Annotated in this window: 13 protein-coding genes; 3 read left to right on the top strand and 10 right to left on the bottom strand. The window is 48.8% G+C overall.

The annotated features are described in order from the left end of the window. Window positions 1-415: 415 nt before the first annotated feature. From lpdA to pdhA, 4 genes are read right to left on the bottom strand one after another with little or no spacing between them, the layout of a single operon-like run. The gene (gene lpdA, locus ACSFXJ_RS12155; protein WP_435925511.1) at window positions 416-1,831 is read right to left on the bottom strand and encodes a dihydrolipoyl dehydrogenase; all 1,416 of its coding nucleotides are present in this window, start codon (window positions 1,829-1,831) and stop codon (window positions 416-418) included. A gap of 6 nt (window positions 1,832-1,837) precedes the next feature. Then, window positions 1,838-3,151 (bottom strand): dihydrolipoamide acetyltransferase family protein, encoded by a 1,314-nt coding sequence (locus ACSFXJ_RS12150; RefSeq protein ID WP_435925510.1) that lies wholly within the window; start codon window positions 3,149-3,151, stop codon window positions 1,838-1,840. A 40-nt stretch (window positions 3,152-3,191) separates the two neighbouring features. After that, window positions 3,192-4,172, bottom strand: a complete 981-nt coding sequence (locus ACSFXJ_RS12145; RefSeq protein ID WP_435925509.1) for an alpha-ketoacid dehydrogenase subunit beta — start codon at window positions 4,170-4,172, stop codon at window positions 3,192-3,194. 41 nt (window positions 4,173-4,213) lie between these two features. Continuing rightward, entirely contained in the window at window positions 4,214-5,281 is a 1,068-nt protein-coding gene (gene pdhA / locus ACSFXJ_RS12140; RefSeq protein ID WP_435925508.1) for a pyruvate dehydrogenase (acetyl-transferring) E1 component subunit alpha, read from the bottom strand. A 255-nt stretch (window positions 5,282-5,536) separates the two neighbouring features. Here pdhA and ACSFXJ_RS12135 point away from each other — a divergent pair, with 255 nt between their 5' ends. Beyond that, the gene (locus tag ACSFXJ_RS12135) at window positions 5,537-6,265 is read left to right on the top strand and encodes an alpha/beta hydrolase (RefSeq protein WP_435925507.1); all 729 of its coding nucleotides are present in this window, start codon (window positions 5,537-5,539) and stop codon (window positions 6,263-6,265) included. Between the two features lie 85 nt (window positions 6,266-6,350). Here the strand turns inward: ACSFXJ_RS12135 and ACSFXJ_RS12130 are convergent, their stop codons facing one another. Next, window positions 6,351-6,986, bottom strand: a complete 636-nt coding sequence (locus ACSFXJ_RS12130) for a trimeric intracellular cation channel family protein (RefSeq protein WP_435925506.1) — start codon at window positions 6,984-6,986, stop codon at window positions 6,351-6,353. Between the two features lie 143 nt (window positions 6,987-7,129). Here ACSFXJ_RS12130 and ACSFXJ_RS12125 point away from each other — a divergent pair, with 143 nt between their 5' ends. Next, a complete protein-coding gene (locus ACSFXJ_RS12125) occupies window positions 7,130-7,771 on the top strand; it encodes a thiamine diphosphokinase (RefSeq protein WP_435925505.1) in 642 nt (213 codons plus the stop codon). Window positions 7,772-8,058: 287 nt separating this feature from the next. Beyond that, window positions 8,059-8,568 carry a C40 family peptidase gene (locus tag ACSFXJ_RS12120; RefSeq protein WP_435925504.1) on the top strand — a complete coding sequence of 170 codons (510 nt, stop codon included), beginning with the start codon at window positions 8,059-8,061 and terminating at the stop codon, window positions 8,566-8,568. 56 nt (window positions 8,569-8,624) lie between these two features. On the opposite strand, the gene ACSFXJ_RS12115 is transcribed toward ACSFXJ_RS12120, so the two are convergent. The 5 genes from ACSFXJ_RS12115 to ACSFXJ_RS12095 form a co-directional block, all read right to left on the bottom strand. Beyond that, window positions 8,625-9,302: a winged helix-turn-helix transcriptional regulator gene (locus ACSFXJ_RS12115; protein WP_435925503.1), complete on the bottom strand. Its 678-nt coding sequence runs from the start codon at window positions 9,300-9,302 to the stop codon at window positions 8,625-8,627. Between the two features lie 105 nt (window positions 9,303-9,407). Next, window positions 9,408-10,385 carry a hypothetical protein gene (locus ACSFXJ_RS12110; protein WP_435925502.1) on the bottom strand — a complete coding sequence of 326 codons (978 nt, stop codon included), beginning with the start codon at window positions 10,383-10,385 and terminating at the stop codon, window positions 9,408-9,410. Then, a complete protein-coding gene (locus tag ACSFXJ_RS12105) occupies window positions 10,372-10,926 on the bottom strand; it encodes a hypothetical protein (protein ID WP_435925501.1) in 555 nt (184 codons plus the stop codon). Before ACSFXJ_RS12105 ends, ACSFXJ_RS12110 begins: the two co-directional genes overlap by 14 nt. A gap of 34 nt (window positions 10,927-10,960) precedes the next feature. Next, complete coding sequence (locus tag ACSFXJ_RS12100; RefSeq protein WP_435925500.1) at window positions 10,961-11,389, bottom strand: hypothetical protein; 429 nt, start codon at window positions 11,387-11,389, stop codon at window positions 10,961-10,963. Window positions 11,390-11,410: 21 nt separating this feature from the next. Beyond that, entirely contained in the window at window positions 11,411-11,902 is a 492-nt protein-coding gene (locus tag ACSFXJ_RS12095; RefSeq protein ID WP_435925499.1) for an ABC transporter permease, read from the bottom strand. Between the last annotated feature and the right edge of the window lie 9 nt (window positions 11,903-11,911).

Below are 11,911 nucleotides of genomic sequence, written 5' to 3'. Positions count from 1 at the left end.
CAGATTCGAAATATCTCATTTCGCAGCTTCAATCACAACTAAACAGCCCACTCCGATGAGCGGGCTTAATTCTAGTCACAATAAGTCCCTCGTTCGTCCGATCCATCCTTGCCAACTCCCCTGAAAGCAGTCTACCCAGCTTCCCATTATCCTCAGAAATCACAATCAGCCGGCCATCATCAGGATTTGCCTCGAGAATAAGGTGGACAGCCGTTAAAGATCAACTCACCGGGAATAGCAGGAGAAAAGCAATTTTCGGCTTCATTCACACGGCATTTTTCGCATTACGTATATTTCTTGTATTTTCTACCCGATAAGCAAAAAAAGAGGCAGGACCATTGTCAGGTCCTGCCTTAAATATGCTTAGGAGAGCTTGCCGGGCCGGTTTTCCGGCGCGGAAGCTTGAGATCGGAAATTAACGGGAGATCACGTGGATCGGATGACCTTCAACGAGCTCAGCCGTTTCCATCACGATTTCGCCCAACGTTGGGTGAGCGTGGATCGTGAGCGAGATGTCTTCCAAGGTAGCGCCCATTTCGATCGCGAGACCAAGCTCGGCAATCAGGTTGGACGCTTCAATGCCGACGATTTGCGCGCCGAGCACGACATTGTTGTCTGCATTGGCGACGATTTTGATGAAACCGTCAGGCTGGTTCAGCGAAGTCGCACGGCCGTTGCCCGCGAACGGGAATTTGCCGGCTTTAACGTTAAAGCCTTTTTCCTTCGCTTCTTTTTCGGTGTAACCTACGCTCGAGCATTCAGGATCCGTGAACACGACGGCCGGAATGGCTTTGTAATCAACTACGGACGGAAGTCCGGAAATCGCTTCTGCGGCCACTTTACCTTCATAAGAAGCTTTGTGAGCCAGCGCAGGTCCGGCTACGATGTCGCCGATCGCGAAGATGTTCGGGTTGCTGGTACGTCCTTGGTGGTCGACTTCAACCAGACCGCGGTCGGTCAGTTTAACGCCGGCCAGTTCCAGACCCAGGTCGCCGTCGGTGTTAGGGCGACGTCCGACAGTTACGAGCAGGTAATCCGCAGTAACTTCTTTGCTTTCGCCGTTCACGGAGTATTTCACCGTTACGTTTTTATCGGTTTGCTCTGCGCTTTCCGCTTTCGCGTTGGTCACGATTTCGATGCCGGTTTTCTCCATGCTCTTGGCAACAAGGCGAGTCATATCCTTGTCAAAGCCAGGAAGCACGGTGTCCATGCCCTCGATGATCGTTACTTTCGTGCCGAATTTCGAGAACATTTGTCCGAGCTCGGCACCGATGTAACCGCCGCCGATGACAACCAGGCTGCCCGGAATTTCTTGCAATTCCAAAGCTTCCGTGGAGGACAGGATACGTCCGCCGAACGGGAATGGTTTCAATTCGATCGGACGGGATCCCGTTGCCAGAATGCAATGCTTAAAGCGGTAGCGCGGCGATTCGTGATCGTTGAATGCACGGGCTTCGTTTTCGTTAATGAACATCACTTCACCGCTGAAAACTTCGATTTTGTTGCCTTTAAGCAAACCGGTAACGCCTTGGGTCATTTTTTTCACGACACCGTTTTTGAATTCTTGCGTTTTCGTGAAATCCACCTTCACGTTTTCGGCAGTTACGCCGAAAGCGTCGGCATGCTGTGCGTTTTCGAAAGCATGCGCTGCGGAGATCAAAGCTTTCGAAGGAATGCAACCGCGGTTCAAGCACACGCCGCCGAGCTCCGATTTGTCCACGATGACTACTTTTTGACCCAGTTGGGCGGCACGAATTGCCGCCACATATCCACCGGGACCTGCACCTACAACCAGTGTATCAATATCCAGAGAAGCGTCTCCTACTACCATGTTGTATTACACCTCCATAACAAGCAGCTCTGGGTTCGCGAGCAGTTGTTTGATATAGTTCATGAAGTTTTGAGCCGTAGCGCCGTCGATCAAACGATGGTCGAAGCTGAGCGACAAAGCCATTACCGGAGCCACGACGATTTCGCCGTTTTTCACAACCGGTTTTTCGCTGATGCGGCCTGTACCCAGGATCGCTACTTCAGGGTAGTTAATGATCGGCGTAAAGAACATACCGCCGGCGGAACCGATATTCGAAATCGAAATCGTGCTGCCCTTCATTTCGCTTGCAGACAGCTTGCCGTCACGGCCGCGGGCTGCCAGATCACGGATGGCGTCGGCGATCATCCAGATGCTCTTGCGATCGGCATCTTTGATAACCGGAACGATCAGACCGTTATCCGTATCGGTAGCAATCCCGATATCGTAATGTTTCTTGTATACAATTTCGTTGTTTTCTTCGTCGATCGAAGCGTTAAGCGCAGGGAATTGACGGGATGCCGCCACGAGCGCTTTAACGATGAACGGCAAGTAAGTGACTTTAATGCCTTTCTTCTCGGCGATCGGTTTCATGCGTGTACGGAAAGCAACCAGTTCGGTAACATCCACTTCGTCCATGATAGTAACGTGCGGAGCGGTGTATGCCGACTTAACCATAGCGTTGGAGATCGCTTTACGGATACCCTTGAACGGTACGCGTTCTTCGTCAGCGCTCACGCTGGCTGCGGAAGCTGCCGCTGCTGGAGCCGCTGCTGCTGCTTTCGCTTCGCCCGCTGCCGCTGGAGCCGCTGCGCCACCGTTCTTGAAGGCTTCAACGTCTTCACGGGTAATTTTGCCTGCTTTGCCTGTACCGTTGACTTGCGCAATATCGATACCTTGCTCACGGGCAAATTTACGTACGCTAGGCGTTGCCAGCACTTCGCGATTCGGAGCCGCTGGAGTTGCCGCGCCTGCGCCGCCTTCTTTCGCATCTGCCGGGCTTGTCGCTGCCGGGGAATCCTTCGTTTCGGCTCCGCCTTGAGCTGCGTCAGCTTCTTGTGCATGAGCTTGTTCAGGAGCGGATTCCTGTTCCGGAATGTCGCCTTCCGCGTCGATGACGGCCACGACTTGGCCTACGCGGAACACGGCGCCGTCCGAACCGAACACTTCAAGCACCGTACCGTTTACCGGACATGGTACTTCAACGACCGCCTTATCGTTCTGTACTTCCATTACGATATCTTCGTCAGTTACTTTGTCGCCGGCTTTGATATGCATTTTGATAATTTCGCCTTCATGCAAACCTTCGCCCAGCTCTGGGAAGCGATATTCAAATTTTGCCACCTGGAAGACCTCCTGCTATTTAATTAGTTTTAAAAGTCAATTAGAATTCGAGAACTTTGTTTACGCCCTCAATCACGCGGGCTGGCGTAGGAAGCCATTGATCCTCGATTTGCGCGAACGGATAAACGGTATCCGGAGGCGTAATGCGAAGCACTGGGGCTTCCAAATGGAGGATTGCCTTTTCGTTGATTTGAGCAATAATTTCAGCGGCCATACCCGCCGATTTTTGAGCTTCTTGCACAACGATCGCACGGTTGGTTTTCTTGATGGAAGCGATAATCGTATCGATATCCAACGGCACCAGGGTGCGCAGGTCGATAACTTCCGCTTTGATGCCTTTGGTCTTCTCGAGCTCTTCAGCCGCTTTAACCGCGGTGTGAACCATCATGCCGTAAGCGATGATCGTTACATCGGAACCTTCGCGAACGACATTGGCTTTACCAAGCTCAACCGTGTATTCGCCGTCTGGTACTTCTGCGCGGAACGCATGGTACAAGTTCAGGTGCTCCATGAAAAATACCGGATCGTTGTCGCGGATCGCGGAGATCATAAGTCCTTTTGCGTCATACGGGTTCGAAGGAACTACCAGTTTAATACCCGGAGTTTGAGCGATCAAACCTTCCAAAGCGTCCGTGTGAAGTTCCGCCGCTTTAACGCCGCCGCCGTAAGGAGTACGGAAAACGACCGGAGAATGATAACGGCCGCCGGAACGGTAACGCATGCGTGCAGCCTGCACCAAAATTTGGTCAAGGGCTTCAAAAATAAAGCCAACGAACTGGATTTCGGCAATCGGACGGAATCCTTGGATACCGAGACCTACCGCCATACCGCCGATCGCGGATTCAGCCAGCGGAGTATCGAATACGCGCTCTTCGCCGAATTCTTTTTGCAAACCTTCAGTTACGCGGAATACCCCGCCGACATTACCTACGTCTTCCCCGAAAATCAGGACGTTAGGATCCCGATTCAACTCTACGCGCATCGCATCGCGAATTGCTTCTTTCATATTCATTTGTGCCATTGCTTCATATCCTCCTCATTAGAACTTCACTTCATCAAGGCTTATTTAAAATCGGCTTTTTGCTCTTCCAGATGTTTAGGCGTTTGCTCGAACATGCTGTCGATCAAGCCAGGAATGGTCATTTTTTCGGTTTGTTCCGCTTTTTTGATTTGCTCGTTCACTTTTGCCTTGGCTTCTTCTTTCACGCGTGCCGTATCTTCTTCGGTCCAAAGGCCTTTCTTTTCCAAATACTTGGCAAGACGGGAAATCGGATCTTTTTCGCTCCATTGTCCTTCTTCTTCTTTAGTACGGTATTTGCTTGTATCATCGGACAAGGAATGCGGACGGAAACGGTAAGTTACGGCTTCGATCAATGTTGCGCCTTCTCCGTTGCGAGCGCGTTCTGCAGCTTCGCGCACCGCGCTGATGACCGCAAATACGTCCATACCGTCGATCTTCACGCCACGGATACCGGCGGCAACCGCTTTATGAGCGATGGACAAGGCAGCCGTTTGTTTCGAGAAAGGAGTCGTAATGGCATAACCGTTGTTTTGCACAAAGAAAATAACCGGAAGTTTGTATACTCCAGCATAGTTGAGCGCTTCGTAGAAATCGCCCTCGGAGGAACCGCCGTCCCCGGTGTAAGTAATGGCCACTTGTTTTTGTTTCTTCAATTTGTAACCCATGGCGATCCCCATAGCATGAAGAACTTGTGCGCCGATAATGATTTGAGGCATAAGTACGTTAACGCCTTCCGGAATTTGTCCGCCATGCTGATGTCCGCGGGAATACAGGAAAGCTTGATAAAGCGGAAGACCATGCCATACGAGCTGCGGCATATCGCGGTAACCCGGGCAAATAAAGTCATTCTTGTCCAGTGCGAATTCACTGCCGACCATCGTAGCTTCTTGTCCGGATACCGGAGCATAGAAACCAAGGCGTCCTTGACGTCCCAGGTTAATGGCACGCTCATCCCAAGTGCGGGTAAATACCATACGGTACATCAATTCTTTCAATTGATCATCTGTCAATTTCGGGTCCATATCTTTGTTTACAATTTCACCATCCGGCGAAAGCACGGACAAAGCTTGGACTTCCTCAGTATATACTTCATAAGGAACCTTGCTCATTTTCTTCACCTCGACAAAATATTTGATTATCATGTTCCGCTGTTATAGAATTATTATACATCTGTTTCACTCATTAAGTCAAAGGAAATGCTCTAGACTGACTTAAAAATTTATTTATGTTTGTATAACAGATTGAATACAATTATATAACAGGGTGAACGAACTGGAAGTGTATGCGTTTACCGTTCCAACGGTTATCTTAACGTAACGAGAGGTCAAAAGCAAAATACAAGTCGACAAGGAGCGTGTCATTTCATGACAGATTCCCGCTATTTAAAGCGTACGATCGTAAAAGAAGAAATCCATAGCCACAGCTTGGGAGAACTGCGTAAACTGCGGATATATCTCCCGCCCGGCTATAACGAAATTTTGAGTTACCCTGTCGTTTATTGTCAGGATGGGGAGGAATTTTTCAATTTCGGCCGCATTGCCACCCACGCGAACAAATTGATTCTGGACGATGATATCGAACCTTTTATTATTGTAGGGATTGAGGTGGATACCTCGGTCCGTACGGAAGAATACGCTCCTTTCGGCAACAGGTTTGAAGCTTATTGCAACTGTATTACTGAAGAAATTATTCCCTTTGTGGAAAGCAATTATCCGGTTCGGCGCCAGGCCGATGACCGAATTCTTGCCGGAGATTCGCTTGGAGGCTCCTTCTCGCTTCACTTGGCTATGAAAAAACCGGAACTGTTTTCCAAAATCATCAGTCTTTCCGGCGCATTCTACGACCGGTCGCTTGAAATGATCGCGGACCAAACGGACCTGTCCTATCTATCGCTTTACATGATTGTGGGCTTGCAGGAGGATCACTATACTACCGATACCGGTACCTACAATTTTGTGGAGCTTAATCGGAAAGCAAAGCACCTGCTGGAAGAGCGCGGAGCCAAAGTGAATTATTTCGAAAAAGAAGGCAAGCATCTCTGGGGCTTTTGGCAGCAGGAACTGCCGGATGCGCTGACTTATTTTCTGAAGTAAAGAAAAGTCTATATAAGAAGAAAGAGGATCCCACGCCCGGTAATGGCATGGATCCTCTTTTATTTTCACGAGTATATTTTAATCATCACATATTCTCCGACTTTGTACCAATGCTCCCGGTTTGCAAGGAACGACGAGGGAGTTTCCATTTATAATGAACGGACAGCATTCGGAAGAACACAACCAGTACAAACAGCAAAACAAGTGCCACCGTCGATTTGAAAACACCGGTCCAGATCGCAACGCCCGCGAGCATGGCCCAAACCGCGTAGATTTCGTCCCGTAGCACAAGCGGCTTACGCCCCGCCAGCAAGTCGCGGATAATCCCTCCGCCGATCCCGGTTAGTACGGCAGCGACAATGATCGCACTGATCGGATGCTTCATATCGCTCGCATAAAGCGCCCCTTGAATCGCAAAAGCGGAAAGACCGATCGCATCGAAAAGCGCCTCCGTCTTCTTCCAGTGATTGATCCATGACATCGGAAGGATAAACGCGATCAAGATCGACAATACAGCCAGAAGTATCAAATCTCCCTGTGCCCATAACGTCGTGACCGGAACCCCGATCAACACATTGCGGATAATGCCTCCCCCAAAAGCGGTGACCAGACCGAGTACAAGGACACCCAGAATGTCGTATTCCTCTTCCATAGCCACAAAAGCGCCTGACATCGCAAACGCAACCGTGCCGATAATGCTGAATATGTCGAATAAATGCATCTGACTGTTCCCTGCCCTCTCCCTCTAACAAATTGCTATATCGCTAGTCCATTGTATTCCCGGCAAGTCGAATTGTGCAAGCCCAAAATCTGAATTATACTTGTATTGGTTAGGGCAATTCAACAGAAGAGAGGTTATGCCGCATGGAAACAAAGCGAGTACTCATTTTTGCCGGCGGAACAATCGATCCTGAATTTGTGCAGGAAATCCGTCAAGACGACATGGTGATCGGTGCGGATCGCGGGGCTTTATTTCTGGTTGAGCATGGCATCACCCCCGACCTTTCCGTCGGAGATTTCGACTCGGTCAGCCCGGAAGAATTTAAAAAAATTAATGATGCCAGCAAAGAAATCATTCGCTGTGACGCTGTAAACAAGGACTTGACCGATACGGAGCTGGCCTTTGACCTGGCTATTGATCATCACGCAACAGAGATCGTTATGTTTGGCGTTGTCGGCACACGGCTTGACCACACCTTATCCAATATCCAGTTAATGCTCCGCGGAATGCAGCATCAGATTACCAGCGTCATCCGTGATCCCCATAACTATATCACGCTAACGGGAACCAGTTGCGAAATCGAAGATCGCGGTTATAAATATGTATCGCTGCTTCCTCTCACGACGGAAGTCACCGGTATACATATAGAAGGTTTTATGTATCCGCTTGAAAATGCGACCCTGAAAATGGGGCATTCGCTCAGCGTAAGCAACAAGCTTGTCGCGAAACGAGGCAAAATCAGGATCGATAGCGGGTTGCTTCTTATTATTCAGAGCAAGGATTGACGAAGTATTTGCATCAAAGTAAACATTTTTGTAACCTTTACGCTTCGTTTCGTTACCGTTTGAAACCATGAAAAAACATTGATATTACAATGTTTTTTCATGGTTTTTTATATATTTAAAAATATCAATGATTACTTTTTTGTAAACTTTAATCTTTTTTTAATAATACGCTTCAATCCGTTGAGGTGCTTGAATTTAAGAGTTGCCTGCCAATTATTAGGCCGTTAAAAACCTGTTATACTTCATTTCGAACCGGTCAACAAAACAACTTGGAGGTAACAAACAACATGAAAAAATACAGCACATTCCAAAAAGTATTGACGGTTGCAATCGCATCGACGATCGGATTTAGCGGCCTGCTTGCCGGCGGCGCTGAAGCTGCATCAGTCCAAACTGCTCAAAGCACAGCGGTATCCAAGGGTACCCAGGTTGTCAACTACGGAAAACAATACATGGGAACGCCATATAAGTTCGGCGCATCGACATCGACAACAAGAGTTTTTGATTGCTCCTCTTTTATGAAGCACATTTTTAAGAAATACGGCGTAAACTTGCCTCGTACATCGGCAGCCCAATCTAAAGTAGGCTATGCGGTATCCAAATCGAATCTGAGAGTCGGAGATCTCGTATTTTTCTCGAGCGGCAGCAGAGCAAACGGAAAGAACGTAACGCATGTGGCCGTATATATCGGCAACGGTAAAATTTTGCACACCTACGGTAAGCCTGGAGTTACGATTTCCAACCTGAACTCGGGCAATTGGAAGAGAACTTACCTGAAAGCTCGTCGCGTACTGTAATCTATTAAAATCATCTTTTCATATAAAAAGACCCGATTCTTCGGGTCTTTTTTGCTTTACTGAACCATATATCCGTTCCCTCTTACCGTGTGGATCAGCTTTCGCGCTCGCCCTTTATCGATCTTCTTCCTTAAATGGCGAATATATACGTCCACCACGTTCGTACCCGTGGAAAAGTCGTAACCCCATACTTCCTTCAAAATATCGTCCCTCTGACAAACTTGACCTGCCCGCTTCGCCAAATATTTTAGCAAATCGAATTCTTTAGGAGTCAGTTTGATCAATTCTTCGCCGCGGTATGTTTTTCGCCCTTTTAATTCCATACGCAGATCTTCGAAAACCAATTCGGTCAAATATCCTTCCGCAAATCGCTTGAAAAGACGAATCAATCCGCGTATCCGTGCAGATAGCTCCTCGATTGGGACTTGCTCGTCCATAACGTCATTCACTCCAGCCTCGAGCGCGGCTACGACTTCCTTTGTATCCCATTTCCTAAGAATGGCGATGACGGGAAAAGACAAATTTCTACCCAGGTGTTCCATCAGATCAAGAACGTAGACTCCGCCGCGTTCGATATGCATGACAAGAATTCCGGGAAGTTCCTCCGCGATCTCATCGGCGGCTTCGTTGATTCCGAAGCAAACACGGACCTCAAATCCTTTATTCGCCAATTCATTTTGCCAGCGCAAATCATTTGTTCCGCCGGTTTGCATCAGCAGCACATCATCCTTCAAATCAACCCCGCCTCTGCCGCGTACTCAGAATCCATCGTACTATTTAAGATGGTCATAAAAATCACAAACCATGCGGACAGAGGGTAATTAAAATATCGGCAAACTTTAAGGACAGTTCCACTCAAAGTAACCGGCGGAAGCGGCATCTTTTTCGTTCGAATAAATTTCCTCGATCGGATATGGGAACCGACATTGACCGTTTGAAGCATATTTAATTCCTGTGGACGGATCGGTTCCCCCATAAACAGGGCGATTCTTCAACAATCTTCCTCCGCCAAGCGCATAGTTATTAAAGTACCGGTTCCCGACGGGAATACCCTGGAGAAAGACAAGCACTCCCGTATCGTCGATCGTATTGTCCCATTCTTCCTGCGGTATGGTCGGAAGCGTATATGTATATTTAACTCCAAGCTTTCGGTAAACCTCATTGTGCCGATTCACCGCCCTGGCCAAATCCTCTTCAATGCTTTTCACAATAACGGATCTTCGGACCTCCTCAAACCTTCGGGAATCCTTCAGCAGTGGAACGGTCAAGGAGCTTCCAAGCTCCTGTTGCAGCCCGGTGACCGATTCTCCGCTCACCGGGTCGATAAAGGAAACTTGGCTATCGAGTGTAAACGAAAGGCTGTTTCCATCCGGATCAAGGTAAAGGTAAGGTTTTTTGGGCCGCCAACGGTGTTCCGCCATTGGGGTCCCGTCCCTTAGCGTATACTCATCCATGGCATATAAACTGTATCCGTCATACTCGATGACGACCACCGCAGGTATAAATGACATCAACGCATTCTTCGCAAGCGGGTCATCGGATATGCCTAAGTTTAAGGACAATGTATTGATCAATGTTTCAAGCGCGGCGTATTTATCCGAACGCATGAATTTCGCCGATCCGTAACCGGATTCGAAAGACTGCAGCTCATTTTGATGGAGGACGCTGGCCGCATCATGCGCCGCCGTACGTAATGCGGTTGCGTATCGTATCTGCATCCGGTTCACCTCTCGCAGTTGCTCGGCATTGTACGCTCCTATCAAAAGCAATGGACCTGCTATCAACACAAATAGGATCGCCCAGTCAGTAATCTTCATTCAATACCATGCCTCCGTAAGTCAAACGCCGATCTTTGGCGTTCCCCGCAAAAAGCCCGGACATATACTCGGACAAAACAGCCAACGTGGATGCGGACCTGAGTTCCAAGGATACGGTCATATAATCCCCAGCCTCGAGCTTATATTTTCGCTGATCCGGATCGATCGCAGTCGGGGTCTCCGGGAACAAAACTTGCAGCATTTCGCGGGTGTAAAAGGCATCGTAAACGACGCTGAATCCGTCTTTAAACGTCGCCGGATCGGCGGGATCCCCGTATTCAGGGTGGTACTTCTTATGCCTGTGTTCCAGTTCAAGATCATACACCCCTCCGATCAGGGAAAGTTCCCGGGTAAAATCATTGTACATTTGCGGTGAGAGATACCCCTTGTTTCTAACCGCATCCGTAAACTGGACCATCATGTTATACGTCGTCAATACACGGAGATCCTCTTCCCGCTGTGCGGTCTGGACCGCAGGGAACAGAAACAAAAGAACTACTGCCAGCAGGGCCGCCGTTATTTTAGATAGCGGGTTGCTCATGAGGAAAGCCTCCTTCCTTTTCTCCTGAACGGCATTACAGCTTATAAAAGGAAATCGTCGTTAGCCTTCCCTTCCCATCGTATGAAGCTGTGGATCGGTAATCGGCTCGAAGATCCAGGATTGACAGGGCATGAGTAAGATCATCGTCAAATGATCCACCGGGCAAGCCAACGTATCGGACCGGGGAAAGGATGGTTCCTTCCACGCTGACTTCCGCCCCCTCCTCGCTCCATCCCCTGAGTCCGTACAAAACTTGCGAACCGCTATATATGATCGATTCCTCTGTGCTGGAGGCCGCCTGATCAAGAACAGCGACGCTCCGTTTTTGAATTTGCACATGCGGCAAAACGATCCGCAGCGTTTCGTCGGTCTGCTTGCCGAAATCAAAAGCAACCGTTATCGCGCCGAGACAAAAAGTAACCGCTGCGCCTAGCCAGAGCAGACTTTTGAACGTGTTAACCATAAAGATTCACCCGGGATGACTCTATGGAGTCACCGTTGTCTGCGTGAAGACCAGCCCGCGCACCACATTCGAGTTGTCTTTGATTACCTTGGCTTTAAATTTACCGCTTGGATTTACGTACTCGTTCAGCCTCTCATTCCAAGTGTTGCTAATATCCGCCTGGCTTGTTCCGCTCACGGACCCGTACTCTTCATTAGTCAGAGTTCCGCTGATGCGCAAGATGTCGCCGTACCATTGACCGGTTCCATTCTTCCCCGTTTTCACCATGATTCCGAATTCCTCGCGGTCACTGAATTTCCTAAGCGCATTGGTTACCTGGGAACCGCTCACCGTCGTGTCGTCATAAACCGTAAAGGACGCCTGCGAAAGTTCGGTTTGAATGTCCGAAAAATTGTTCTGCGCCGTTTTTGTCGCTTCCTGAGCCGAAACGAACAAAATGACCACAATCGTGATCAAAGCGATCGTCAAAAAGATTCCCGCCGCGACCTTTAATGCGGATGATGCGTTATTCATATATATAAT

The sequence above is a fragment of the Paenibacillus salivarius genome, from assembly GCF_051307165.1.
In the GTDB taxonomy this organism is placed as follows: domain Bacteria; phylum Bacillota; class Bacilli; order Paenibacillales; family Paenibacillaceae; genus Fontibacillus.
The sequence above is the reverse complement of the archived record's forward strand: the minus strand, read 5'-3'. Positions and strand labels throughout refer to the sequence as shown.